The sequence below is a fragment of the Leclercia sp. LTM14 genome (assembly GCF_023736175.1).
Taxonomy (GTDB): domain Bacteria; phylum Pseudomonadota; class Gammaproteobacteria; order Enterobacterales; family Enterobacteriaceae; genus Enterobacter; species Enterobacter barmai.
Map to the genome: position 1 here is coordinate 334,903 of NZ_JAIKTT010000002.1, position 22,339 is coordinate 357,241.

A 22,339-nucleotide genomic window follows, 5' to 3' on the forward strand; every position below is an offset into this window, starting at 1 on the left:
CTCTCGGGGAGTGAAAGAACCTGAGTGAAGTGGGCTGTATTCAGGTGAAGACGTACAGCCGCTAAGAAGTCTAGTTGAGATAATTAACGGCTGCCTGCGTTTTGCGCAGTCGACTCAGGCTACACACCACCGACGCGACAGATGTCGCCACCGCCACCCACAGCGCAAAATGGACGGCCCGTTCATTCAACGTCTGGCCGGTTTCGGGGGACATGATGGTCAGCAGGATGGCCACAACTGCGGCACCCAGGCACTGCCCGAACGTCCGCGCAACAGACAACACCCCGGAGGCATAGCTGGCGTGCTCGCGAGAAACATTCGACAGCATTTCCCGGTTGTTAGGGCTCTGAAAGCAGCCAAATCCGATGCCGCACACCAGACTGCGCAGGCAGATATCCCAGGCAGAGGGCGCGGCGGGCAGCATCGCCAGCAGGATCAACCCCACGACAAAAATAGCCAGCCCGATGGTTGAGATCAGCGGCGCAGAAATCGTGTCCGCCCAACGGCCCGCATGAGGCGCGATCAGCACGATGCCGATCGGCCACGGGATAAAAAGCAGTGCGGAAACGACAGGGCTGTAGCCATATACGCTCTGGAACAGGAAAGGCAGGGCGATAAAGGTAATTCCCTGGCTGATAAACGAGGCTAACGAGGTTAATGCCGCGAGGGTAAAACGCCCGTTGCTGAAAATAGCGGGGGGCAGTAACGGCGCCGGGGCACGGCGGATATGCCAGATAAACAGAACCGTGCTGGCCAGCGCGACAATACCCCAGCAGACAGCTGCAAAATTAAGGCTGTTCGCCGCCATAATCATCGCACCTAAAAGCATCGCCGAGAGCACCGCGCCGAGGGCGTCGAACGCCGCTTTTTCAGTCGTTGATTTTCCGGGTAATGCTTTGCCAGCCAGCAGCAGCGCGACGCTTCCGGGAATGATGTTGATCGCAAACAACCACTGCCAGCTCAGGATATCCAGTATTGCGCCGCCCAGCACAGGGGCAACGGTGGTACTGGAGGCAATCAGCAGGGCGTGCAGGCCCAGCACGCGACCGAGCAACCGGCCCGGAAAGACGGAACGCAGGATCGCCGGGGCTATACTCAACGTGGCCGCGCCGCCGATCCCCTGTAAGACACGCATCCCGGTGAGCATTTCCGGGGTTGTTGCCAGCGCGCAACCCAGCGATGTCAGCGTAAAGGTGGCGAGACCGGCCAGAAAAATAGGCCGGGTGCCGTAGAGGGTGGCGAGCGAGGCGAAAATCATCAGCGTCATGGCGGCGGCAAGCAGATAACCGTTGGCGAACCAGACCGCGTAACTTGCGGGCACATGCATTGCCTGTGCCATAGATGGCAGAGCAATGTTAATCATGGTGCCATCGAAAACGCCCATCAATGTGGTCATCATTACGGCGAACATTACCCGGGCGCGCTCCCGGCCTGGCAGCCCGTCATCACCGGGTTGGTATGAAAATAGCGTCATCATCTGCACTCCTGAAGTCGGTTTTGATGACGAAACTATAAGCGCGGGATATATAAGGCGGAAGACGCATGGTTTACACTTAATCATTGCACGTAACGCCTTATCTGAGGTTCATCATGTCCGATCCCGATTTTAACCTGCTGGTCGCACTCGACATCCTGCTGGCAGAAGCCAGCGTTGCGGGGGCCGCGCGCCGCTTAAACCTGAGTACCTCCGCCATGAGCCGCACGCTCAGCCGCCTGAGAGAAGTGACGGGCGATCCGCTCCTGGTGCGGGCCGGACGTAATATGGTGCTGACGCCCTGGGCGGAAGCCTCCCGGGAGCGCGTCAGAAATGCGGTGCAGGAGGCGAGGGCGGTGCTGCAGCCGTCAATGGAGACATTGCAGGTGGAGAAACTGGCGCGGCTTTTTACCATCAGAGCCAATGATGGATTTGTCGTCGCGTTTGGCCCGGCGCTGATTGCCGCCGTGGCTGAGGCTGCGCCGGACGTCTGTCTCCGATTTGCGCCGAAGCCTGAAAAAACGTCACGCTATTTGCGGGAGGGTCTGGTTGATCTGGAAATTGGCGTTCAGAGCAACATGGGGCCTGAAATTCGTCTGCAACGGCTTTTTCAGGACAGGTTCGTTGGCGCAGTGCGTAAGACGCATCCGCTGGCATCATTACCAGAAATCGGTGTGAAGGATTATGTCGCCTGGGGCCATGTGGTGGCCGCGCCGGACGGATCGTTACATGGCTTTGTGGATGATGCGCTGGCGGAGTCAGGCCTGACGCGAAAAGTGGCGAGCGTGGTACCGGGTTTTCCTACGGCATTATCCGTAGCGCTGGCATCCGATTTTATCGCCATGGTGCCGGCGCTCTATTTGCTCAATCAGCAGATGACGGAGCAACTGCATGTGTTCGAGCTGCCGTTTAAAACCCGGAGCATAACGGTGTCGCAGATGTGGCATCCGAGAATGGAAAAGGATCCGGGGCATCGCTGGCTGAGAGAGAAAGTGCTTGAGGTGTGTCGGGACGTACGGTGACGAAACGAAACAGACCCGAAGGTGGCTCCCTCGGGGTCTTGTTTCTCAGTTATAAATCAGGCTAAAGGTCGCCAGACTGTCGGCTTGCCCGGCGGTCGCCTGCGGAGCCGTGCGAACATACTGGGCATCATAATTCAGACTGAACTGCGTCTGGTTAGCACTGTTGGCAAAGGCTTCGACACCGGTACTGTTAAGCGGCACAGGCTTACCCTGTGCGGAGCCATAGCTGTCACCGTACAGGAGGCGGATCCCCGCGCCGGTGGCCGCCCCGTTTTGCTGGCTCAGGGTAAAGACATCATTATTTGCCCCGTCTTTTTCCGTGGGCCCAAAAAAGCCTATCTTTACGGTGTTGGTTTGCGACGCTTCGCAGGAAAGGGGGATCGTGAAGCGATGTTTTTCCCCATCGATGCCATTATTAAGATCGCTGACGTTGGTCTGCCCCATGTTCACGCTAATGTTGGCATCAGTGATGTAACAACTCGATTTATGCACTTTCAGGTCCGTTGCCGCCACTTCTACAGTCACACCCGCCTCGGATATCACCGCTCCACTGGCATCCTCCAGGATCAGCTTTCCCGCCCTGATTTGTCCACTGTTTGGCTGTTCGTAGATAATCTCCGGCGCGGTTTTGTAGAACACAACGAAGAACTGGGTGGCCATTTGCGAAGGATCACTGGTGTTACATACCGCCACGCTGTCATCACCCGCCGCGATGTAGTGAACCGGCTGGCCCGCGCAGTGGGTGGTCTCCCTGACGCCCACGGCAAACCCTACGCCGGGAATATCGGGAACGTCATAAACCGATGCCGGTGCGCCCGTCCCGTTAGGCGCCACGCCACTCACGCCAGAGACGGTTAAGCCGCTGTCTGCGACAAAACGCATTGTGACCGGGCCCGTGCCTTCAGCGCAGTTATAAAATGAGCGATTCTCCTGCCCCAGAATCGCACCAGACAGCATTGAGCCCGGGGAAAGTGACGGGTTATCCGTAATGGAGTAATTCTGGAAGTTGATAACCGCATCGTTCATTGTGGGTGGACAGCTCTGTGCTGCAACGGCCTGAAAGGGAAAAGACATAATGCAGCCTGCCAGGACTGTTATTACCCGAAATAGCGTTGTCATTTTTTCACATCATCCTCTGTCTTTAATCGCATTTTTCCACCAGCAGCCTGACGGGACTGAATTCTGTTGCTGCAGGCAGTGTGATGGGAGCCGAACAACGGACTGTCTGCCCCTGCTGGCGCCAGCTGGCATGAAGCACACCGCGCAGCGGTACGCCGCTCAGATAGACTTGTCCGCCATCACCCACAATCCCTTTACTGGATGTCGCGTTTTCAGCGCCGGAGACAAAGGCGTTGGCACCGAACGGGAGGGGACGCCCCTGCCAGGTGAGCGTAATCAGGGTTCTTACTCCAACATGGGTGTGGTAATTCGCCAGAACCACCGCGCCGCTGGTAGGAACGACCGTCTGACTGTTTTGTTCAAGATCAACCTCATCCGCCAGCGTTTCGGTATCCAGTGAAAGCGTATTCTTGTGGTACGCCGAGAGTGTGGGCATGACGGCGTAGCCGCGAGAATCGGTATGAACATTGGTAGCCCCTTCAATCTGCACGTCAGGTGCGCCTTCTGCGCGGATCAGACCAATGGTGTCGCCAAGGCTTTGGCTCAGCGTCACGCCATATTGCGTCGCCACAATGCCACCGGCCGCACCGTAGTTAAGACGATCGTTATAGCGATCGTGGCTGTAACCGATGCTGGCGCTGCCCGAACCGCCATGCCAGGCCAGCGCCAGATTGCTGTTGGCAACATGGGCCTGATTATCAAAACCTTGCTGGATGTTGTAGCTGAGCTGATCCTGTGAAAGCGCCGTTCCGTACAGGGAAACCTGTTGCGTGGTGTGGCCATTCAGATTGTTGTTGAGACTGTAACTGGTGGTGCCGCCAGGCAACCAGCGGCTTAGCGGAACGCTCACGCTCAGGTTGACCGAACGCTCGTTGTCGCTGTCATCTGAACTTGAGCGTGTGAGGTAGTAGCCCAGGCTCCAGGAGATGCCCTTATAGTTGGCGTAATATCCCACGTGCACGGTCTGATCTACGGCAGAAGAGTTCCAGTATTTCTGTCGATAAAACGATGCGCTGATGTTGCCCCAGCCACCAAAATCCTGCGTCAGGCTGAGCTCTATCCGGTGACGGCGGTTTTCAATGTGCTGGTCAGGATCCCGATAATTATTCGCTTCGCTAAAGCTGTAAAAATCGCGGGTTGTGTAGTGGTTACTGAACAGATCGAGAGAGGTATCTGTCGTCGCAATATTTTTATGATACTGGGCGCGTAGCTGCTGACCGTGACCTTGTCTGTTTTCCGTTAGCTGTGCGCGGGCAGCCAGGGTATCGATACCCAATGCCCCCAGTTGGCCAAAATCCTTGCCGACGCCAATGGCCAGCGCCTGATAGTGGTTGGATAACTGCGCGCCGCCATAAAGCGTGAGGCTTGAAGGCAAGCCATAGAAAGCAGATGCCTGGATAAAGGCTGGCGTCTCGCCATCCGTATCCGGGCGGGTAAATTTACCGGCACTGGCGCTGAATTTGACGCGTCCTTCACGCAGCATAAAGGGCACAGCAGACCACGGCTGGGTGAAGTTTCGCTCGCTACCGTCACTTTCGCGGATCGTGATGTCGAGGTCGCCACTCTGGGCTGTCGGGAACAGGTCGTTAATGACAAACGCGCCGGGCGCAACGTAAGTTTCATAGATGATGTAACCGTGCTGACGAACGGTGATGCGGGCATTGCTATGAGCAATGCCACGGATGGTCGGCGCAAAACCGCGCTCGCTATCGGGAAGCATATTTTCATCAGAGGCAAGCTGCATCCCGGTGAATTGAAAACTGTCGAAGACGTCGCCGGAGGTGTATCCATCCCCCAGCATCAGTTCGCTTTTCCAGCGTTTAATTGCCCGTTTGACCGACGTACCCTGCGTTTGCCAGTGATGACCAGCGCCGTATTCAACCGAGGAGGCATTACGGACGCGCCACGGGCCAAGGTTAAAACCGGAACGGAGGCTAAGAAAACTGTCACTGTCGTGAATGTCGTTGATATTGGTTGTCGATCCCGTCAGGTTGTAATCGACAAAGGCCGCGGGGATCCCTTCATCCCACTGTTCAGGCGGGATAAAACCCCGGCTTTTTGCCGCATTGCCGCCTGCGGAATGCTGAAGTCCAGACGGTGGGCGGCGAAATCGAACTTGACTGCCGCATCGGGTATGAATTTTCCGGGGTCGGAAAAGGTATCGCCTTTATGCAGGGCCTGAAACGCCGGAAATGCCCCGGTGTTCACACCCAGCCGGGAAAGGTAGCCAGCATCCAGAGCCGGTACCAGCTGCGCATCTTGCTGTATAAATTCCAGCTCGCGTTCGTCGACCTGGGTCTGGTTAACGAAAACAGAAACTTTGTAGCGCCCGGGCTTTTGCCCGCCTTGCCGGGAAAACCAGCTCAGGTCACTTGTTTGCTGCTGCCCGGAGGTGATCTCTAATGCATGAGGATCGAAATAGTCATCTGCCTGTGCCTGTCGCAGGCCGCAGCTGAGGGTTAGCGCGCCGGTGAAAATAACCAGACTGAATCGGTCGACGCTGCTTAGGAGGGAGGTTTTCATTAACAGAGATTGGCCTGGTACCGTTATAAAAACGATTCGTTGCCAGACGCATTTCAGGACTGAGTGGCCAGGCGCGTCAGCCCACCAAAATCATTGATCGCTTGCCAGCTAATGGCTCCCGCACAGGATGTATTCCAGCTACGCTCGGCAAACGGATCCACCATACCAGGATCGTTTAATTCTGTATTACCCACCTTGACCCGATAAAAGGAGACGAACCATGGCGAAGGATTTTTCACGGTCAATCTGTTACCGGAGCAGGTAAATTTCAGCTGCTTATAGGCCAGAGCGGCATCACCTTTTAAGCCAGATGGACGGAAAAAGAGTTTGAATTTCGATTTGACGTTAATCTGTAATTTATTGCTGTTTGCTTTCCTGGTTGGCGCAATGTTTTTGACATTGAGCCAAAAAACGGACTCACGGTCAGAAGGCAAGGGGGTCCCCAGATAGCTGATCCGCAGCGTATTTTTTGCTCAGCATCAAGACGAAATAACGTTGGCGTGACAACAAACGGAGGGGCTGATTTATCGGTGCTGCTAAAGTTTTCTATCCAGGACTGGATTAAATAGGGAGTCTCTTTTTCCATATTGGTAATTGAAAAGGCAACTTCCCGTTGCCCTTGAGGGTAAACAACACGCGTTCCGCCCATGACAACACCGGCATGTGCTGAAAGGGAACAACCCAATGACAAAAACAGTATTGCTAATGTTTTCTTATCCATGTTGATTTCCGCTGAGAATTAAATAAGCAGAATATTGTCTGCTTATTTGACAAATTAGTTATAAACCATCAGGAAGTTCGCATCTGCATCTGCTTCACCGGTGGTGACGTTGTCAGCGGTGGCATTGTAGTTTGCGTAAAAATTGAGGGTTGTAGAGTCTTCGCCTTCGGCGAGAGTGACGCTTTTGGAGACATCGCCAATTCTAATCTGAGTATTACGATCGCTTTCGTACAGCTTAACGGCCACGCCTGTTGCCGTATTTCCGTCGCTGTCTACGGCGGAATTCAGGCCCAGCAGCGCATTATCGGTAGCGTCTTTTGTACCATCGAACAGAACGGCAACGGATTTGACCGAGTCAGGGCATCCCTCCACCGAAATATGGAAAGGGGTACGGGTGGTCTCTTTTTGGGTTGCAAAGTAAGAGGCGGCCCATGTGCCCAAATCCACAGTCTGACCCGCGGTATCCGTGCTGACGTTGCAGGATGCGTCAGTAATTTTTCCGGTGAAATGGACCACGCCGCCGGTGCCCTGAGTACCTGTATCAGAGCCCGGATTCGTATTCATGCCATTATCACTGTTACCTGACGGAAGAGCAGCCAGCGCACTTGCACTGGTCATCATTAACGTACAGACGGTGACTGCCACAATATTTTTTTTATTGATCATGCCTACTTTTCCCTTTTTCTAAAACGGCTTTATTTGCCGCGAATAAAAAACAGCGGAAATGCTAACAAACTCATTGTGAAGACCTAAACGTAAATTCATTTAAAAATAAATTTTACGTAGCAGAGCAGGTGGGAAAACGCATTATTCCAGAATCGGTTCTTCCACACGTGTCGGTTTGGAAAAGAGCAGCACCAGGGGTAAGAGTAGTAAACATAAGAACATCATCAGGCGGAAATCCTGATAATAAGCCAGCACTGTCGCCTGACGCGTAACTTCCCCATTAATCGCCATTAGCCCGGATGCGCTATGCAGACTGTAGGCTCCGTGGTGAATATTCTCATGCAGGGCCTTATTAAAGGGATTAATAAATTCAGCAAAAATGCTGTGATTACGCTGACTCTGTTGCGCTAAATAAGTGGTGACTGCAGAGATGCCAATACTGCTCCCAATATTGCGTATTAACGAATAGAGAGAGGTCCCTTCGGTACGATATTTTGGTGCCAACGTTGAGAAGGTAAGGGTGGAGAGCGGCACGAACGTCAGCCCCATACCAATACCTTGTACCACACCGCTACTGATAATATCCCATTGACTCATCCACATACTGAAATGCGTCATCTGCCAGAGTGAAATAGCCATGATCACCACGCCTGCGGCAATGACATAACGTAAATCCACTTTGCCGGCGATACGTCCGACAATCATCATACTGAACATGGTGCCGAACCCGCGTGGCGTCATCAGCAGACCGACATCAATCACTGGATAGTGCATAAAACCCTGCAAAAGCGGCGGCATCAGCGCCATTGTTGCCAGCAGAATGGTGCCCATACCAAAACTGAACAGCAGTCCGACAACGAAATTTTTATCGCGGAAATCCCTGGTTCAATAAAAGGTTTTTTCGAGGTGAAAATATGCGCGATAAACAGGTACAGTGCCGCGCCCGCGAGAGCGGCTTCAATAATAATTTCACCGCTTGAGAACCACTCTTTCGACTCACCACGGTCGAGAAATAGCTGCAAGCTGCCAATCGTCACGCTGAGCAAAAAGAAGCCCAACAGGTCAAACTTACGCTTATTGTCGATCACCGTTTCTTTGACGAAGGCGGTGATCCCAAGCCAGGCCAGCACGCCAAACGGAATGTTGATATAGAATACCCAGCGCCAACTGTAGTACTCGGTTAACCATCCTGCGGCAGTGCAACGTTGGCAATGGTGGTATCCAGCGCCTGCATGATTGTCGCCAGCATTACCGAAAAGGTAATCAACATGCGGTGGTCCGCACTTTTCTTTTGCGGCAGCGGAGCCGCAATGACATCAGACATAAGCCCCTCCTCAGGAAGCGCTACCGGCATCAGCCTGGGTATTAATTTTGATGGTGGCGCTCAGACCAGCCCGAAGCTGCGGTTTATCCGATTCGGTTTGCAGACGGATACGTACCGGTACACGTTGCGTCACTTTTACCCAGTTGCCGGTGGCGTTCTCCGCCGGGATCACTGCGTATTCCGCGCCTGTTGCCGGGCTGATGCTACTGACTTTACCGTGCCAGGTTACGCCGGGTGCATAGTCGACGTTAATATCAGCAAGCTGGTTGTCACGGATATGGGCCAGATCTTTTTCGGTAAAGTTAGCTTCGACATAGAGATTGCTGTCCGAAACCAACAGCATTGCCGTTGTTCCGCTCTGCACAAATTCCCCGGCTTGCAGCACTTTGGTAATGCTGCCGGAGGAGGGGGCGTATTCATTCACATGGGAAAGGTTGTTTTTAGCAGTATTAAGTTCAGCCAGGGCTTTTTTATAACGCGGATGTTGCTCAACTGGCGTGGCAATATCGCCGCCAAAGCTGTCTGCCACTTCCTGCAACTGTTTTTGCAGCATATTAACTTCGAGCTTCATTAATAAAACTTTCTGGTGAGCACCATCCATATCAGAAGCAGATACATATCCCGGACCGTTCAGCCTGTGCAAACGTCCTTCTTCACGTTGCGCGTAAGCAAGCTGACTTTTCGATACCGCGATGTTGGCAAGTTTGCTCTGGTATTGGGATTTGATGGTATTTAGCGCGATAACCGTATCATTGAGTTCTGATTTGGCTTCCGAGACGGCCAGTTCATAGGGTTTGGGATCAACGCTGAACAGAAGGTCGCCTTTATTGACGTGCTGATTTTCTCTGACCGCCACATTAATAACGCGCCCGGAAACTTCCGCACCGATCGCGGTTTTGTCGGCTTTCACGTAGGCATTATCGGTTTCGACATAACGGCCACTGTTTAAATAAAACCAGCCGCCAGACGCGATGCCCAGAGCAGGAATGGCCAGCAATAAAATGAAGCGTAACTTTTTAATAGTCATATCAAATCTCTTAATTGTGGTGACACCCGAGGTACAAAAAAAACAGAGCGCAGAGCAGGTCGATGCGCTGAGGTATCATTGATTTATTGATAGGATAAATATAATAAGCGGACTTATAGTAAACCGAGCAAGAAGTGCTATTCGCTGTTTAAAAATAAATTTTGGAAAGTAAAAGCCGTTTCTGCAGGGATACTGGAACAAAGGAGAATTCGATTTCACCTTGATTGAAAACGCAAGATGGACAGAGGAGGGAATGGCTGCGGCTGGTAGACTGAGTGACCCTTACATCCAATTTAACATAATATACATTCAGCAGGTTCGTAGCATGTAATCCCTACTTTTTATAGGGTCATGTTATGGCGGTTTTAGGCGTAAAGTTAACCAAAAGCAGCAACATCAAGCATGTTGTTAGCGCTTTGCTCTTGATTTGTGGTCGGATGGGTGAGGGCGATAACGTAGCCCACCTTTTCGGCGATGAAGCTTCCAACATCTCTCCCTCTGATTACGTCCAGGCCTTGCCTGTTCGTACTGCAAAAATCCTTTCTGAAATTTCCCGCCGTGGCATGGCTTTTCACGTTGCGCCACACAGCGGAAAACACGGCATTTTCATTGCCAAAAATTACAAATCTCTGGAAAAGAACACGTGAGGGAAATCATGCACGATTTTGCGCTGGTATTTCGTCATGCCTGGGAGCTGGCAAAAAAAGGGGCCGCAACTTACGGCGGTTCTGCGCGTCAATATTTCCGCGAGTCTCTGCGTCTCGCGTATGACGGTTTGAAAAGGAACGTAACGGCACGTGACCTTGTGAAAATAATGATTAATCGCAGGCTCTCAGTAAGCCAGATATGCGAAGAGGTTAACGCCAGATTCCAGCGACAAACGGCTAAGAATATCGCCCGTCGAATCTGGAATATGTTTCGATCCCCATATGTGGAAATTGAAAAGGATAAATGTCCTGAGACGGGGAAATTTCTTTACCACCTGAAAAAAGCACAAAAGAACTTTTTTGTGAGCGGGGCTATAACTCGCGCCTTGAAATCCGTAAGGCCAGAAAAAAAGAAAGCAGTGAAACCACGGCCAGCCATGTCCAAAGAAGAAATAAACGCATGCAGGCTGGCTAATGCATTCCATAACGCGCTGCGAACTGGCGTGTACGTAGAACCGAATTTAATTTGAGGAAAATATGAAAAGAGCAACGCAGATTATCCAGTTTCGCGCAGATGAAGACACTTATGCCCGCGCACAAGAGCGCGTGAAAGATTGCGGCTTACTGCTGCCAGACGTGATGCGCGCGGCGCTTAAGTCCGTGGCTGATGCGGATGTCTCCCCACTTGCTGACCTAATCAATGGGGTTTCTTCTGGCAGTGATTACCTTAATCAGGCGTGGCTCTTTCAGAAGTGTCATGAGTTATTTGAATACCGCGACGGTGGCCTTTTCCGTAAATCCAGAAAAGGAATGGGTGAAAAAGGTACGCCTGTTTATGTCAGAACGCGCGAGGGTGAGGAGTGCGTTTTAATTCAGGGAAATCACTATCCGTTAAAAGACATTGTCTGGCTAATGGCTAACGGAAGCATTGCCGGGGAAGTTGAATATAAAAACCCGCACAGGGTGAACATGAAGCATTCAATTGAAAACCTGATGGTAAATGCCGCGCCAGAAAAAGAAGTATTTCTGACAAGATATTTAAAAGGATCTGAAAAGATCGACGTTATCAAATCAAAACAAAGAGCCTTTGTTTTCGATACGTCTAAAGATGAAAACGCAAAAAAGGTAATTGAGAAATTAATTAACACAGAAAAAACAGTGCCGCTACTTTTGCGCGGGGATGACGACTGGGTTGCATCACGAACAGCGATTCACGCCTTTAAGCTAACTGATAACCAATACGTTGTAAGCATTTCATAAGGGGCATTCCGATGAATGAAAACATTAAAAAGGTAATGGCAGAAAAGCGCCGGATGACCATTGGTCAATTAACTGACCTTTTAATCAGTGGAAACCTGCGGCGAGAGCTGCGTCTGAGCAAAACAGACTTTTCGGAGTTGATAGACGTCACGCGCGCCACGGTTCGACGGGTGGAAGGGTTTGAGGGAACACCGAGCATGCGGATGGTGCTAAACACTGCCGCCACGCTTCGCATCGGTATTGATTTCCCGGAGTGCGGTCACGTTGAAGTAGTGCCGAAAAGGAGCCGGTAATGCGCAGATATCTCATTAAAGACGCCGACATTTTCCAGGTCTTTCAGCGCTGGTCTAGCCCCGGCCTGAAGAACCAGAAGTTGTACACCAGCTTCATCCGTGAGGCTCTGTGTCGCCAACTTCCAGATAAGGCGATCCTCCAGTATGACGTGCGCCAGAAGATGAAAAGCATGGCGACGCGCGGTCTGGTTACAGAGGTGCGCCTGGCTCCGAACGCTACAGCCTGGATGATTACGCAAGGTGATTCAAATGGACAAAATTAAAACCAAACGCAACGAACGCCGCCTCTCTAAGAGCTTTATTGAGGAGGGTTTGAAGCTGGTAGCCGATCGCGCAGAACGTGAGGGCGTGAGCAAAGGCACTGCCAGCCGTCACGCTGCTGCTATCCGTGGTGTTACCCCAGCGCTGGGTGGGGTTATGAAGCGAGTAACCAATCCGGGCGCGTGGGTAGCGCTGTACGCCCGCAGTGATGCCACCTCTACGGTCATCAGCAACATGAAGTTTACCGCCGTCATCTTTGAATGGGCTGGCGAACAGGACTACGAAAACGCGGGCCTTTACGCTCGCATTGCAAAGGCGATCCGCACCGCGCTGGCTGTGCGAGGTGAGACAGCATAATGAGCGAGAAGTTGAAGGTTGGTATGACGGCAGAGCAGGCCTGGGAATTTCAGAATGGGCGCATTGCTGGGTTAATTCAGCAATTAATCGAAAAGGATGCGCGGATCGCTGAACTGGAGGCTCGGGAGGTGAGCATTCCGGCAGCTTGTGCTGATGATGAGTATTTCATTGATGGCGTTTTCCAGCCGTTGCGTTATGAACGCGATGTTGAAAGGGCATTGCAGGCCGCTGGCATCAGCATCAAGGGGGAGTAGGGATATGGCTAAGAAACTGACCAAAAAAGAACAGGCGTGGATCGATGAGCTGCAAGCCGTTCTCGATCGCTGCCCGTCACCGGAAAAAATCGGTTACTACACCATCGGCGACAACAACATTTTCCTGTATGACCTGCGCCGGGAAAATGAAATACAGCACGCGCTGGACAGCCGCGCAGCGGGCGAATGGGGAACCGCTGCCGTATATGTCGGCGCGGATTTTGACGAAACGATTGATTTTCCATCCGCTGTATTGAGCACCGCAGGTTGAGGACTAACCCATGACCAAATTCACTTTTCCTTTCAGCGTCGTTTCTGCTTGTGGTGCCTTTGTGGTGCTGGCATCAGGTATTGATTGGGGTACGCCGGAGTGCGGCGGCGTTGCTGCATTGACGCTTTTAATTGCCTGCGCATCAGGCGCACTGAATGCAACGAGGTAATCATGACCAAATTCACCAAAGAGCAGCTGATCGAGCAAGCCAAAACCAGAATGGAAGCTAACCGATATTTGCTGACACGGCTGCCACCGGAGCTGGCAACAGCAAAAGAGGTGGCAATGAATCTCGCTGTGGATGAAATCGCACTGGCAGCGCTGACGGGTGGCATGGAGCAGGAGCCGGTGGCATGGGTCAGCGACAAAGATAAATGTGATCATGATGTTTTTGAGAGAGGTATTACTGCCTGCGTGCTCGCCATCTCTAAACACGAAGCAGAGACAATTTGCCGTGGATTTTCGGCGGCAACTGGGTGCAAGGTTGACTGGCATTTTGTCGGTGGTCGCGTACACATTAAAGCCCTTCGCGCAGCACCACAGTTACCGCAGCCCGCGGTGGTGCCGCCAGAGGCAACCGCGCATGACGCGAGAATGGCCGTAGGATTCAATCGCTACATGCAGGCAGGTTACATCGATGGCTGGAACGCCTGCCGCGCCGCCATGCTAAAGGGTGGTCGTGATGTTGAGTGATTTACTGGTAATGGTTGACCGCCGCGCCAGGGCGGTCAGTTTGCGCGAAAAGACCATCATTAACGAACGTCACGCCGTGCGCATGCTTGAGCCGGTTCTGTCGCTGGGGGTTCGCGCCGCCAGCGTGCCGGATACATGGATCCGTTACGCAGACCGCTGCATTGATGATGGCCTTGCTGCCTCAACAATCCGCCAGCGCATTGACTGTGTGGCTGCGGTCGTCGCCTGGGTGATTCACGCTGATATTAAATTCAAACCCGCCGCGCCGGGTTCGCTGGGGCGAATGCTCGATGCCATGCGCACTGCCGCCCGTTCTATTGGTAAACGTATCAAACGGCACCGCGCACTGAGCAAGCCGGGCCGCGTGAGCGTCACTGAATACGTTGATGTGGTGCGCGATATCGAATCGGTCAGAGAGCCTTACAGGTGCGTCCTGCGCCTGATGCTGTGCTTCGGTTTCAGGGTATCAGAAACGCTATCGCTTAAACGCACCTCCATGCTGGCTGGCGGTCGCCTGTTCGTGCCTGACAGACACACAAAAACGCATTCGGATCTGCTGCTGCCCGTTCCGCTTGAATACGTACCTTTGGTAACTGAGTGGATAGGGGTGATTGAGGACTCAGAAATCAAATACAACACGCTTAATACGGTGGTATCTCGCGCCGGGATTAAATGGCGCAGTCACGATCTAAGAAAGGTATTTCGTACTGCCTCAGCCGTTCGCGGAGAGGATTATTTAGCGGTGGAGTTAATTCTTAACCATGCAGTTAAAGATGTGCCTGCCGCTTATTTGCAGTCTCCGCCATATTCAGCGATGCGCAAGGCGTTAAAAAACTCCATAGATGATTATCTCAGCGTTAAGGTAGAAAAATGAAAACAGCGGCCATTAAAGACAACGACGTAATGTATAAAACGAATTACCCGCGCGGATGTGTATTTAAATGCCTCCAGTTGCGCACTAATTTAAAAGCAGCGCCATCTATTTACCGCGTGGAATTAATCGACCGGAACAACGAGAAAATATTAATGGGTGGTCGCCAGCTGCTGGCTGACGCAATGGCGCTCTATACCGATTTGTGCACGCTCAACGCCTCAGAGGTTGAGGTGGCTTTCTCCAGCATGTGCTGATACTTCGCAGATGTGATAGCAGCCCGGCTAATGCCGGGTTTTTTTGTGCCTGAAAAACGCCAGGCGACACTCTGAACATGTGAATATATTGTTAAATTCACGGCAACATAAACTCAACATCTTAATGTTACAAATGTAACGTAAGTAGTAAATAAATTGTTATGTGGATAAAAACAAACGAACCACAAATCAGAGCGATAAACGGTGATATATATCAATAATTCGAGAATAAACGCTCAGAATAATTAATTTCAATATTATCAATAACATATAAAATTTGATTGTTTTGTGCGCGATTTCTGGTCATTTTTTGATGTCCATAACTTGTAATTTAAGACGGCAGAAAATTAAAAAGTTTTGGCTGTGAAAAGTGGCTGATATTTCAGGATGATAGAGAGGTGAGGCAAACGGATATATAAGGTTTGACAGTGCGACCAAATGTCGAAAACAGGCCATTAAACCAGCAAAAAAGGTGAAAGTATTAATAAATATTTCAGACAGAAACAAAGCCGGGAAAATCACAACACAACAAAAAGTAACACATTCAAATGCATAACTGCATTCATTCGACTTTTGATAATGGTTTCGCTCAGATATGTTTCTGCGTTCTGGTACGACCAGACCCGTTAACGTATTGACACGCCATCATGCAGGCAGTGCGAAAAATGGAGAGGTGGAGAGAGAGGGGGAGCATAAACCCATGAAACCCGCACCGGGCTTGTTTCCGTCGCCTGCTGGGGTCGGAGAATCATTTTTAGGCGTTACGGCGAAACGGGCAATAAATTATCCGTTTAATTATGTTAGCGCTGTTACATATTATTTGAGTGAAAAGCGACCACTACAAAACCAACAAAATAACAACAATAAAGTTGGCACGATTAATGTTATCCACATTGAAAGACAATGCTGGCGCGACATCAGGGCGATATTGACCACTAACATGATTCATGCAGGGCGCAATTATTTTATGGTTATCCACAGTTCAAACCTTGTGCCATATATTGACAATCGTTACCGCTGGCGGCGTTTCTGTAATTAGCCGGGTGCATGCCTAAAAATCACTCCTATATAAGGAGGCGATTTATGGCTTACGGCTGGCAGTACGAGATAACTGTTTTCTGCACCGATGGTGAGACGATCCACATTGACGGCGTTGATGTGGATTTTTCCTGTGTGCGCGATGACGAGAAAGAGCCGAACGAGGCCGACTTAACTATCTGGGGGCTGACGCCTGAGACGCATAACGCGATCGTCCAGGCTGGCTCTATGGTCACGTTCGCAGGTGGCTATATAGATGAAGGGATGTTCACGCTGTTCCAGGGTGAACTCATCAGCGCCGTGAACGTTAAACCAAGCGAGGTTTACGGCCTGAAAATGAAGTTGTACGAGGCCCTGATTCCGTTCCGCGCCAGCGTCACATCACGCAAGTTCCGTAAGGGGCAATCCCTCAAGGAGGCGATCGCGCAGGTCGCCTCTGATATGGGGCTGGGTTGCCAGCTGTCAAAAGCGGCCGCTGCGCTGACTCTCCCCAAAAATATCAGCGCTGCGGCGCTATCCCGCGACGTTCTGACGAGCCTTTGCCGCCCGGTAAACGCCACGTGGTCACTCCAGTACCAGTCGATTGCTGTCACAGCTGGTGATTCCATCTTTGATGGTGCTGCCGCGTTCTCTCCTGACAGCGGGCTGCTGGGCGTTCCGCTTCTCAAAATCCATACCCCGAAACGGAAAAAGAAAAAGCCGTCAGAGAAAGAGCAGATACAGGCCAAACACGAAAAGAGCATCAAAACGTATGCCTGGCCCCCGAAAAACTCACAGGTGGATTACAGCAAGGGCGCACGCCGCCAGATAGGTGTAATCGAGGCCATTACGTGGGAGTCACTGCTGCGCGGTGGTGTGGAGATAGGTGAAAAGGTGGTGCTCTCTTCCCCGTCGATGGGTGAGAACTGGGAGATTATCGTCAAAAAAATCTCGCACCGGTTCAGCACCAGAGATTCTCAGCCCCGCACAACTTCATGGGAGGGAATTATCGCATGAGAGCGGCAAGCCAAATCGCGGCCATCGTTGACCAGGCGCTTAACTCTGCGCTGTTCGCGCTGGAGGCAAAGATTGTCTCTGTTAAGGGTGGTCGGGCAACGGTCAAGCCAACACCTAAACGCACCTTTGGTGATAACCCGGATCCCATTGAGTACGCCGAGGTCGAAAACGTCCGTTTGGTGTCTCTCGTCTGGGATGGCGGCAAGTCCGGCGTATCCGGTCGGGTTAAGCCTGGTGATGAATGTCTGCTTGTCGCTTTATCCCACGGTGACGACGACGAACCAGACCACAAAACACTGTCCTCAGCCGTGGCGTTCTGCGGCTTTTCCGACTTCGCCAGCCATCAGATGCCGGATGGCGCAGGGCTGCGTTTGTTCAGCGGTAGCGCCTTCATCGAAATGGACGAGGGCACCATCAAAGGCAACACCGGGAAGGGCGCAACATTCGAGTTAACGGGCAATAAAGCATCCATTAACGCGCCAGGCGGCATGGATATAACCGCCCCCATGACCACCATAAACGGCAATTTGACCATTTCGGGATCCATCAGCCAGGGCGCTGGCGGCAAGTCTAATGCCACGTTCGGCGGCAACGTAACAGTCACCGGAACCAGCGAAGCGGCTGACCACATCAGCGGCGGTAAGTCCTTCAACAATCACACCCATCTGGAGCAGGGCGACGGCAAGTCCACCAGCAAACCACAATAGGAATCAATGATGAAACTAAATGACCAGGCTGCACAAATTGCTCTTTCTAATCGCGGTTTCCTGATGGCTGGTGACTACACCAAAGAAATCAGCAGGGGAGACATTATCAGCGTAACCGAACGCACGGGGCTGGTAGTTGAGTGCGTGGAGTGCGTGCCCCTCATTAACGCGCCGCTGGCAATGGTGATGGCGACATGCCGCGACTGCAAAGACCAGTACATGCCGTTTTATTGCGATCTGCCTTTCGAGCTGCCGCACCAGGCGGCTATGGCGCAGATGCTGAACGACGCGGGCGAGGGCTTTGACCTGGATGACCTGCTGGATATCGAGTCACTTGACGCTGCGGTGACGATCGTTCACCTGGAGCAATGGCGGCACACAGAATGAAAATAACAACAACGCAATATCGTCAGGCCAGAAAAGGCTGCTTCATCAGTGACGAGCGCCCAAAGCTGGCGGAAGAGTTGGTGCTGGTGATGCCAACGTGCCGGGGTAGGAGAATTATCCCGGTTGGCGTAGTTCAGATGATAGAGCCAGTTGGTATGTATCGACACCTTGTCTGGGTGCATGGGTTAAAGCATGTCGAGGGGATGGATTACTGATGCTGGACATAATGCAGGACGATGACGGTGTAATCCTCGTCAATGGTGATTTTGTGCTGGATGGGGGCATTGATGGCATTGCGCAGCAGGCGGAGATCCGCGTCGCCACCAACAGGGGTGAGTGGTGGCTGGACACATCGCAGGGTCTGCCGTGGCTACCCGGCATCATGGGGTCAAAACTCCCGGCCTCTATCGTCTCCAACATGATTAACGCCGAGGCCAAACGCACGCCAGGTGTCACCGATGCCAGGGCAACAAACATCAGCGATGTAAAAGGCGATTTTACTATCCGTTTCGCTGTTTACATCGGCAATGAAACCAAAGAGGTGAGCAGTGGAATTAGTTAACGACAGCGGCTGGCACGGTGCCAGGTTGCCCGAGATACGCGGCGACAAATACGAGAAGTTAAAGGGGGCGCTTGGCAACGTTAACCCTGATGGGGATTCACTCGTCGGACAGACAATCGCGGTGGTGGCAGAGGATGACCTGAACATCATTGAAGCGATCGGCTGGGTGTTTGCCGGGTTCTTCATTTCTCAGGCAGAGAAAGCCCAGCTTGATGCGTTTGGCGAGCGCTTTAACCTTCCCCGCAACGGCTTAACGCGATCCTCCGCTTACGTCATCTACCTGCTGCAACCAGGGCAGACCGTTAACGCGGGTGAGCTGTTCACGATTTCCGGCAGTTCGGGCGACTGGACAACGACCGGGGATGTGAAAGAGAACGGCAAGACGGCAGCCGGTTTTGTGTTGTCCGTGAAGCAGGCTGCTATTACTGCGGGGAACACGTTCACAATCTCTATCTCCGGAAAGCCGTATTCCACGCAGTATCAGACCAGCGATACCTCAGACACTATAATCAGCCGACTATACGCAGATATTGTGGCGCGAGAGCCATCACTGGCGACCTATGCGACAGCTTACGGTAGCTTGCTGTATGCGGCAGACGGGCGCTCGCTGATTCAGTTCTCTTTTGCTGATGACGTATTCCAGGTTGTACGTACCGGCATACCGGCTACGGCCTGGTATCAGAGCGACACTGAGTTTCCGGAGGCGCTTTTTGGCTATATTGCCACTGATGACATTCTGGTGTTGTCGAATGGTCTTAAAGGCTACCTGATTGAGGATGATGAAATTTACCGACCGCGCATACAGGCAGCTGCAGCGGCGCGGCGCGTGAGTATCAGTTCGTCACGTCCAGGTATCAAAAATGCGATCCTGGCCGTTGACGGTGTGACGTATGCAGACGTTGAAGTTAATCGCGGATTCCAGACCAATGCTGATGGAGTGCCAGGCAAATCAATACATGCCTTTGTCGCTGGCGGAGCGGATAACGATATCGCCCAGGCGATTTACGATGCGGCGGCGGGTGAGTGCGGATTTTACGGTGACGTTTCCGGAACAGCCACAGACGGAACCACAACGGAAACGGTGTATTTCAGCCGTCAGAGCTATCAACTGGTTTACGTTTCGGTGTCCGGGGCCATATGGGATGCTGAAACCACAGGAAAGCCTGCTGATTACATCAGCGTGGCGAGAAACACCGTAACTGCTTATTTCTCGCAGTTGCAGGTGGGGCGTGATGTGTTTGCTGGTCAAATTTATGCGCGTTTGCTGTCAGCATTTCCCACACTGACGGATATCACTGTAACGGTCGGCAAAACCTCCACGCCTGCCGACAAAACCGTTGCTATCGGGAGCGGGATAATTGCTGTTACCAATAACTCGTCCGTGGCGGTGTCGTGATGGAGCCGGTAATCAAAAGCCCTGCGCAGCTAGCGAAAGAGCGCCTTACATCAAAAGTGCGCAAGCAGCGCAACATTGACCTGGTCGCCGGGTTGAAATCCAGCAATGCGAGCATGACGGCGGCGATCGAGTATCTCAAAAAAGGCTACTCGCTGGATGAATCAACCGGGCAGTTGCTGGATGCGCGGGGCGAGGAGTATGACGTTCACCGCGAAGGGCGTGACGATGATGAATACCGTATGGCGATACGCCAGGCAATGGGTAGCCAGTCGGTTTCCGCGCAATCCCGACCATCAATCGGCGCGTACATTCGCCAGCTTTATAACCTGACCTGGCTGACGCTGGATAAAGTCGGGTTAAGCACTGGCGCAGTAGGCGCGGCATTCAACCGCGTGCCGTTTCGCATGGTGTTTGTGCAGTGCGGCAGCATGGCTCCTGATATTGAACTGCCGGAAACGCTGGTTTCTGCCACGTTCGGCGCTGATATCTATAGCGCCGCGGTACCGCCAAATGTGAAGTTGACGAATCATGCCCCCATGTTCCCTGGGAATGCGTTCCCTGCTGTCTGGGGTGGTATCAAATATGAGAAAACACAAAGAACCGTCATGGCCACCGCCTCAAAGGGGATCCGTGTTACGGCAACTAAATCATTGCTGACCAGGGTCACAGGAACAAAAACGGAGAGCGGTGCCGACCTTGTCGAGCCGTTCAATACACTCGTTACAGTAAAAAAAGTGAAGGTACTGAATGGATAGTTGGGCAGCGACAGATAAGACTTACGCCGGGCAGGGTGGGGCAGATATCCCGAACAGACAGGAACCATCGCAGGAGAAGCAAGCTACAGGGTTTGCGCCGACCTATTTTGACGCTCAGGGTAACCTGGTGTTTGGAGATGGCATCAGTGCGCAGGAAATGAATTACATTCTCAACGACCTGTACACCAAATATAAAGCGCTGTTGGCGCGGGCGAATCAGCCATGAACAGCTTTGCGACGATTGACCGGGTTTATCCATTTAATGGTGGCGCGTTCGCCAGCAAAAAGCAGCCATCAGCAACATCGCAATCTGTAGGGTTTAAACCGACCTACATCGACGCCAGTAATAAGCTGGTGCCGGGCGATCCAATTGATGTCGCTGAACTCAACTACATCTTTAACGACCTGTACGAACAGGCCGCCAATATTGACCGAATTTTAACGGCTAAGGGGAAATAATGGCCTTAACATCTGATGAACTGGTCGCCATATCCGACCTGACGAAAGCGGTTATTGCCGACACAGGCATTGTGCCGGATTGGGTGCTTCCAGCTGAGGTGCGCGGAAGCGCAGCGCCAATTAACGGCATTCCGTACCCACAGCAGACGATAGACGTGTTTGGCGGTTTACTGGCAGGCGCATGGTCCTTGAATTTCCAGAACCCGTTACAGCGCGTTGTGTGCGATCTGGAGATATTCCACGGTGAAAACTCTCCGGTAAACGCCGCGCCTGATTTGTCCGCGCTGCAGTTAACCGTTACCGGGTTCGATAAGGCAGTAATCTTCTGCCCGGCCAAGACAGCCAATGATACAGCACCCGCCAATTTCTTTGGCCTGACGGTGTCCGGCGTAACGCCTGTCTATAAGCTGGGCGGCAAGCGCCGTTTTCTGGAACAGTCCGGGCTGGTGGTGATTCCGCTGACGCTGATTTTGCTGTCCACCCGCGCCCTGACCAGCCAGGAAACCAGCCGCGCTCTGTCGATTACCCTCAAGCGCAAAAACGAATCACAGATGACCATCGCGCCGGTAATCAGCGGCATGGTCTACAGCAACCCGCTACCGTCAGCGCGTGATATCGCTCAGGCATCGTGACCGCTGAGAAATAAAAAAGTCATTTTGATGATTTGTGCCAACATACCCCCGATTTGTTATCAACATTTCGGGGGTTTGTCTTTTTATGAAAGTGACAACGAGAAAAAAGCCAGTTTTCACGGACTTTTACCGCAACGGCATGTTTGCCCGTGTGGTGGCGACCAAAACAGAGGCCGGTAAATGGCGGCTATTCGGGCTTCACCGTTCTGCTGATGCTGCGGTATTTGTCGAGGCTGCTCGCGGTGGAATTCGTGAGTGGTCAGGGTTAAATCACCTGGGGGATTTCTGTGATTCGATAGGGATAACGCTCTGGGAGATCCATCACAAAGGAGCGAGAAAGGAAGAGGCCGCATAAGCGGCCTTGTAT

At 52.3% G+C, this 22,339-nt stretch carries 33 protein-coding genes and 1 pseudogene; 24 read left to right on the plus strand and 10 right to left on the minus strand.

Annotated elements, in window-relative coordinates; genetic code table 11:
• Positions 1-70: 70 nt before the first annotated feature.
• Positions 71-1,474, minus strand: a complete 1,404-nt coding sequence (locus K5I40_RS05920) for an MFS transporter (protein ID WP_223074338.1) — start codon at positions 1,472-1,474, stop codon at positions 71-73.
• A 116-nt stretch (positions 1,475-1,590) separates the two neighbouring features.
• On the opposite strand from K5I40_RS05920, the gene K5I40_RS05925 reads away from it, so the two are divergent.
• The gene (locus K5I40_RS05925; RefSeq protein ID WP_223074039.1) at positions 1,591-2,496 is read left to right on the plus strand and encodes a LysR family transcriptional regulator; all 906 of its coding nucleotides are present in this window, start codon (positions 1,591-1,593) and stop codon (positions 2,494-2,496) included.
• Between the two features lie 45 nt (positions 2,497-2,541).
• Here the strand turns inward: K5I40_RS05925 and K5I40_RS05930 are convergent, their stop codons facing one another.
• The 9 genes and pseudogenes from K5I40_RS05930 to K5I40_RS05975 all read right to left on the minus strand — a co-directional run bounded on the left by K5I40_RS05930 (position 2,542) and on the right by K5I40_RS05975 (position 9,876).
• Positions 2,542-3,570: a fimbrial protein gene (locus K5I40_RS05930; protein ID WP_251931006.1), complete on the minus strand. Its 1,029-nt coding sequence runs from the start codon at positions 3,568-3,570 to the stop codon at positions 2,542-2,544.
• Between the two features lie 67 nt (positions 3,571-3,637).
• A complete protein-coding gene (locus K5I40_RS05935) occupies positions 3,638-5,659 on the minus strand; it encodes a fimbria/pilus outer membrane usher protein (protein ID WP_309487353.1) in 2,022 nt (673 codons plus the stop codon).
• Positions 5,602-6,138: a FimD/PapC N-terminal domain-containing protein gene (locus K5I40_RS05940; protein ID WP_251931007.1), complete on the minus strand. Its 537-nt coding sequence runs from the start codon at positions 6,136-6,138 to the stop codon at positions 5,602-5,604. The genes K5I40_RS05935 and K5I40_RS05940 overlap by 58 nt, the downstream gene beginning before the upstream one ends.
• A 53-nt stretch (positions 6,139-6,191) precedes the next feature.
• Positions 6,192-6,859: pseudogene (locus tag K5I40_RS24000) on the minus strand (molecular chaperone).
• A 54-nt stretch (positions 6,860-6,913) separates the two neighbouring features.
• Positions 6,914-7,525 carry a fimbrial protein gene (locus K5I40_RS05955; RefSeq protein ID WP_223074043.1) on the minus strand — a complete coding sequence of 204 codons (612 nt, stop codon included), beginning with the start codon at positions 7,523-7,525 and terminating at the stop codon, positions 6,914-6,916.
• A 141-nt stretch (positions 7,526-7,666) separates the two neighbouring features.
• Positions 7,667-8,356, minus strand: a complete 690-nt coding sequence (locus K5I40_RS05960; RefSeq protein WP_251929553.1) for an MFS transporter — start codon at positions 8,354-8,356, stop codon at positions 7,667-7,669.
• Positions 8,323-8,655 carry a hypothetical protein gene (locus K5I40_RS05965; RefSeq protein ID WP_251929554.1) on the minus strand — a complete coding sequence of 111 codons (333 nt, stop codon included), beginning with the start codon at positions 8,653-8,655 and terminating at the stop codon, positions 8,323-8,325. Before K5I40_RS05965 ends, K5I40_RS05960 begins: the two co-directional genes overlap by 34 nt.
• Positions 8,656-8,705: 50 nt before the next feature.
• Complete coding sequence (locus K5I40_RS05970) at positions 8,706-8,849, minus strand: hypothetical protein (protein ID WP_223074044.1); 144 nt, start codon at positions 8,847-8,849, stop codon at positions 8,706-8,708.
• 10 nt (positions 8,850-8,859) lie between these two features.
• Complete coding sequence (locus tag K5I40_RS05975; RefSeq protein ID WP_223074045.1) at positions 8,860-9,876, minus strand: HlyD family secretion protein; 1,017 nt, start codon at positions 9,874-9,876, stop codon at positions 8,860-8,862.
• A 356-nt stretch (positions 9,877-10,232) separates the two neighbouring features.
• On the opposite strand from K5I40_RS05975, the gene K5I40_RS05980 reads away from it, so the two are divergent.
• The 23 genes from K5I40_RS05980 to K5I40_RS06090 all read left to right on the plus strand — a co-directional run bounded on the left by K5I40_RS05980 (position 10,233) and on the right by K5I40_RS06090 (position 22,327).
• Entirely contained in the window at positions 10,233-10,523 is a 291-nt protein-coding gene (locus tag K5I40_RS05980; protein WP_223074046.1) for a hypothetical protein, read from the plus strand.
• An 8-nt stretch (positions 10,524-10,531) separates the two neighbouring features.
• On the plus strand, positions 10,532-11,053 hold the full coding sequence (locus K5I40_RS05985) for a hypothetical protein (RefSeq protein WP_223074047.1): 522 nt from the start codon (positions 10,532-10,534) through the stop codon (positions 11,051-11,053).
• A gap of 7 nt (positions 11,054-11,060) precedes the next feature.
• Positions 11,061-11,783 carry a hypothetical protein gene (locus K5I40_RS05990; protein WP_223074048.1) on the plus strand — a complete coding sequence of 241 codons (723 nt, stop codon included), beginning with the start codon at positions 11,061-11,063 and terminating at the stop codon, positions 11,781-11,783.
• Between the two features lie 11 nt (positions 11,784-11,794).
• Entirely contained in the window at positions 11,795-12,076 is a 282-nt protein-coding gene (locus tag K5I40_RS05995; RefSeq protein ID WP_223074049.1) for a helix-turn-helix transcriptional regulator, read from the plus strand.
• Positions 12,076-12,339 (plus strand): hypothetical protein, encoded by a 264-nt coding sequence (locus K5I40_RS06000; protein ID WP_223074050.1) that lies wholly within the window; start codon positions 12,076-12,078, stop codon positions 12,337-12,339. Before K5I40_RS05995 ends, K5I40_RS06000 begins: the two co-directional genes overlap by 1 nt.
• Complete coding sequence (locus K5I40_RS06005; RefSeq protein ID WP_223074051.1) at positions 12,326-12,694, plus strand: hypothetical protein; 369 nt, start codon at positions 12,326-12,328, stop codon at positions 12,692-12,694. The genes K5I40_RS06000 and K5I40_RS06005 overlap by 14 nt, the downstream gene beginning before the upstream one ends.
• Positions 12,694-12,948: a hypothetical protein gene (locus K5I40_RS06010; protein ID WP_223074356.1), complete on the plus strand. Its 255-nt coding sequence runs from the start codon at positions 12,694-12,696 to the stop codon at positions 12,946-12,948. Before K5I40_RS06005 ends, K5I40_RS06010 begins: the two co-directional genes overlap by 1 nt.
• 4 nt (positions 12,949-12,952) lie before the next feature.
• Positions 12,953-13,219, plus strand: a complete 267-nt coding sequence (locus K5I40_RS06015; RefSeq protein ID WP_223074052.1) for a hypothetical protein — start codon at positions 12,953-12,955, stop codon at positions 13,217-13,219.
• A 10-nt stretch (positions 13,220-13,229) separates the two neighbouring features.
• Positions 13,230-13,388 carry a hypothetical protein gene (locus K5I40_RS06020; protein ID WP_223074053.1) on the plus strand — a complete coding sequence of 53 codons (159 nt, stop codon included), beginning with the start codon at positions 13,230-13,232 and terminating at the stop codon, positions 13,386-13,388.
• Between the two features lie 2 nt (positions 13,389-13,390).
• On the plus strand, positions 13,391-13,912 hold the full coding sequence (locus K5I40_RS06025; RefSeq protein ID WP_223074357.1) for a hypothetical protein: 522 nt from the start codon (positions 13,391-13,393) through the stop codon (positions 13,910-13,912).
• Positions 13,902-14,786: a tyrosine-type recombinase/integrase gene (locus tag K5I40_RS06030; protein WP_223074054.1), complete on the plus strand. Its 885-nt coding sequence runs from the start codon at positions 13,902-13,904 to the stop codon at positions 14,784-14,786. Before K5I40_RS06025 ends, K5I40_RS06030 begins: the two co-directional genes overlap by 11 nt.
• On the plus strand, positions 14,783-15,040 hold the full coding sequence (locus K5I40_RS06035) for a hypothetical protein (protein ID WP_182918398.1): 258 nt from the start codon (positions 14,783-14,785) through the stop codon (positions 15,038-15,040). Before K5I40_RS06030 ends, K5I40_RS06035 begins: the two co-directional genes overlap by 4 nt.
• 700 nt (positions 15,041-15,740) lie before the next feature.
• Complete coding sequence (locus K5I40_RS06040) at positions 15,741-16,079, plus strand: hypothetical protein (protein WP_223074055.1); 339 nt, start codon at positions 15,741-15,743, stop codon at positions 16,077-16,079.
• A gap of 44 nt (positions 16,080-16,123) precedes the next feature.
• On the plus strand, positions 16,124-17,074 hold the full coding sequence (locus tag K5I40_RS06045; RefSeq protein WP_223074056.1) for a hypothetical protein: 951 nt from the start codon (positions 16,124-16,126) through the stop codon (positions 17,072-17,074).
• On the plus strand, positions 17,071-17,781 hold the full coding sequence (locus K5I40_RS06050) for a phage baseplate protein (RefSeq protein ID WP_223074057.1): 711 nt from the start codon (positions 17,071-17,073) through the stop codon (positions 17,779-17,781). The genes K5I40_RS06045 and K5I40_RS06050 overlap by 4 nt, the downstream gene beginning before the upstream one ends.
• Before the next feature lie 6 nt (positions 17,782-17,787).
• A complete protein-coding gene (locus tag K5I40_RS06055; protein WP_251929555.1) occupies positions 17,788-18,168 on the plus strand; it encodes a hypothetical protein in 381 nt (126 codons plus the stop codon).
• Between the two features lie 214 nt (positions 18,169-18,382).
• On the plus strand, positions 18,383-18,730 hold the full coding sequence (locus tag K5I40_RS06060; RefSeq protein ID WP_223074059.1) for a hypothetical protein: 348 nt from the start codon (positions 18,383-18,385) through the stop codon (positions 18,728-18,730).
• A complete protein-coding gene (locus K5I40_RS06065; RefSeq protein WP_223074060.1) occupies positions 18,717-20,126 on the plus strand; it encodes a baseplate protein in 1,410 nt (469 codons plus the stop codon). The genes K5I40_RS06060 and K5I40_RS06065 overlap by 14 nt, the downstream gene beginning before the upstream one ends.
• A complete protein-coding gene (locus tag K5I40_RS06070; RefSeq protein WP_223074061.1) occupies positions 20,126-20,881 on the plus strand; it encodes a hypothetical protein in 756 nt (251 codons plus the stop codon). Before K5I40_RS06065 ends, K5I40_RS06070 begins: the two co-directional genes overlap by 1 nt.
• Positions 20,874-21,107, plus strand: coding sequence for a phosphoglycolate phosphatase (locus K5I40_RS06075; protein WP_223074062.1), 234 nt, complete (start codon positions 20,874-20,876; stop codon positions 21,105-21,107). Before K5I40_RS06070 ends, K5I40_RS06075 begins: the two co-directional genes overlap by 8 nt.
• Complete coding sequence (locus K5I40_RS06080; RefSeq protein ID WP_223074063.1) at positions 21,104-21,340, plus strand: hypothetical protein; 237 nt, start codon at positions 21,104-21,106, stop codon at positions 21,338-21,340. Before K5I40_RS06075 ends, K5I40_RS06080 begins: the two co-directional genes overlap by 4 nt.
• On the plus strand, positions 21,340-21,972 hold the full coding sequence (locus K5I40_RS06085; protein ID WP_223074064.1) for a hypothetical protein: 633 nt from the start codon (positions 21,340-21,342) through the stop codon (positions 21,970-21,972). The genes K5I40_RS06080 and K5I40_RS06085 overlap by 1 nt, the downstream gene beginning before the upstream one ends.
• A gap of 85 nt (positions 21,973-22,057) precedes the next feature.
• Positions 22,058-22,327: a hypothetical protein gene (locus K5I40_RS06090; protein WP_223074065.1), complete on the plus strand. Its 270-nt coding sequence runs from the start codon at positions 22,058-22,060 to the stop codon at positions 22,325-22,327.
• Positions 22,328-22,339: the final 12 nt, after the last annotated feature.

Excerpts from the sequence above, each read along its gene's own strand:
- K5I40_RS06015 (WP_223074052.1), top strand. The coding sequence starts at position 12,953 with ATGGCTAAGAAACTGACCAAAAAAGAACAGGCGTGGATCGATGAGCTG.
- K5I40_RS06085 (WP_223074064.1), top strand. The coding sequence starts at position 21,340 with ATGGCCTTAACATCTGATGAACTGGTCGCCATATCCGACCTGACGAAA.
- K5I40_RS06035 (WP_182918398.1), top strand. The coding sequence starts at position 14,783 with ATGAAAACAGCGGCCATTAAAGACAACGACGTAATGTATAAAACGAAT.
- K5I40_RS05985 (WP_223074047.1), top strand. The coding sequence starts at position 10,532 with ATGCACGATTTTGCGCTGGTATTTCGTCATGCCTGGGAGCTGGCAAAA.
- K5I40_RS05920 (WP_223074338.1), bottom strand. The coding sequence starts at position 1,474 with ATGACGCTATTTTCATACCAACCCGGTGATGACGGGCTGCCAGGCCGG.
- K5I40_RS05925 (WP_223074039.1), top strand. The coding sequence starts at position 1,591 with ATGTCCGATCCCGATTTTAACCTGCTGGTCGCACTCGACATCCTGCTG.
- K5I40_RS05930 (WP_251931006.1), bottom strand. The coding sequence starts at position 3,570 with ATGTCTTTTCCCTTTCAGGCCGTTGCAGCACAGAGCTGTCCACCCACA.
- K5I40_RS05955 (WP_223074043.1), bottom strand. The coding sequence starts at position 7,525 with ATGATCAATAAAAAAAATATTGTGGCAGTCACCGTCTGTACGTTAATG.
- K5I40_RS05940 (WP_251931007.1), bottom strand. The coding sequence starts at position 6,138 with ATGAAAACCTCCCTCCTAAGCAGCGTCGACCGATTCAGTCTGGTTATT.
- K5I40_RS06000 (WP_223074050.1), top strand. The coding sequence starts at position 12,076 with ATGCGCAGATATCTCATTAAAGACGCCGACATTTTCCAGGTCTTTCAG.
- K5I40_RS05990 (WP_223074048.1), top strand. The coding sequence starts at position 11,061 with ATGAAAAGAGCAACGCAGATTATCCAGTTTCGCGCAGATGAAGACACT.
- K5I40_RS05975 (WP_223074045.1), bottom strand. The coding sequence starts at position 9,876 with ATGACTATTAAAAAGTTACGCTTCATTTTATTGCTGGCCATTCCTGCT.
- K5I40_RS06050 (WP_223074057.1), top strand. The coding sequence starts at position 17,071 with ATGAGAGCGGCAAGCCAAATCGCGGCCATCGTTGACCAGGCGCTTAAC.
- K5I40_RS06040 (WP_223074055.1), top strand. The coding sequence starts at position 15,741 with ATGAAACCCGCACCGGGCTTGTTTCCGTCGCCTGCTGGGGTCGGAGAA.
- K5I40_RS06090 (WP_223074065.1), top strand. The coding sequence starts at position 22,058 with ATGAAAGTGACAACGAGAAAAAAGCCAGTTTTCACGGACTTTTACCGC.
- K5I40_RS06045 (WP_223074056.1), top strand. The coding sequence starts at position 16,124 with ATGGCTTACGGCTGGCAGTACGAGATAACTGTTTTCTGCACCGATGGT.
- K5I40_RS06060 (WP_223074059.1), top strand. The coding sequence starts at position 18,383 with ATGCTGGACATAATGCAGGACGATGACGGTGTAATCCTCGTCAATGGT.
- K5I40_RS06055 (WP_251929555.1), top strand. The coding sequence starts at position 17,788 with ATGATGAAACTAAATGACCAGGCTGCACAAATTGCTCTTTCTAATCGC.
- K5I40_RS06010 (WP_223074356.1), top strand. The coding sequence starts at position 12,694 with ATGAGCGAGAAGTTGAAGGTTGGTATGACGGCAGAGCAGGCCTGGGAA.
- K5I40_RS06030 (WP_223074054.1), top strand. The coding sequence starts at position 13,902 with ATGTTGAGTGATTTACTGGTAATGGTTGACCGCCGCGCCAGGGCGGTC.
- K5I40_RS06070 (WP_223074061.1), top strand. The coding sequence starts at position 20,126 with ATGGAGCCGGTAATCAAAAGCCCTGCGCAGCTAGCGAAAGAGCGCCTT.
- K5I40_RS06020 (WP_223074053.1), top strand. The coding sequence starts at position 13,230 with ATGACCAAATTCACTTTTCCTTTCAGCGTCGTTTCTGCTTGTGGTGCC.
- K5I40_RS06025 (WP_223074357.1), top strand. The coding sequence starts at position 13,391 with ATGACCAAATTCACCAAAGAGCAGCTGATCGAGCAAGCCAAAACCAGA.
- K5I40_RS05970 (WP_223074044.1), bottom strand. The coding sequence starts at position 8,849 with ATGTCTGATGTCATTGCGGCTCCGCTGCCGCAAAAGAAAAGTGCGGAC.
- K5I40_RS05980 (WP_223074046.1), top strand. The coding sequence starts at position 10,233 with ATGGCGGTTTTAGGCGTAAAGTTAACCAAAAGCAGCAACATCAAGCAT.
- K5I40_RS06075 (WP_223074062.1), top strand. The coding sequence starts at position 20,874 with ATGGATAGTTGGGCAGCGACAGATAAGACTTACGCCGGGCAGGGTGGG.
- K5I40_RS06005 (WP_223074051.1), top strand. The coding sequence starts at position 12,326 with ATGGACAAAATTAAAACCAAACGCAACGAACGCCGCCTCTCTAAGAGC.
- K5I40_RS05960 (WP_251929553.1), bottom strand. The coding sequence starts at position 8,356 with ATGGGCACCATTCTGCTGGCAACAATGGCGCTGATGCCGCCGCTTTTG.
- K5I40_RS05995 (WP_223074049.1), top strand. The coding sequence starts at position 11,795 with ATGAATGAAAACATTAAAAAGGTAATGGCAGAAAAGCGCCGGATGACC.
- K5I40_RS06080 (WP_223074063.1), top strand. The coding sequence starts at position 21,104 with ATGAACAGCTTTGCGACGATTGACCGGGTTTATCCATTTAATGGTGGC.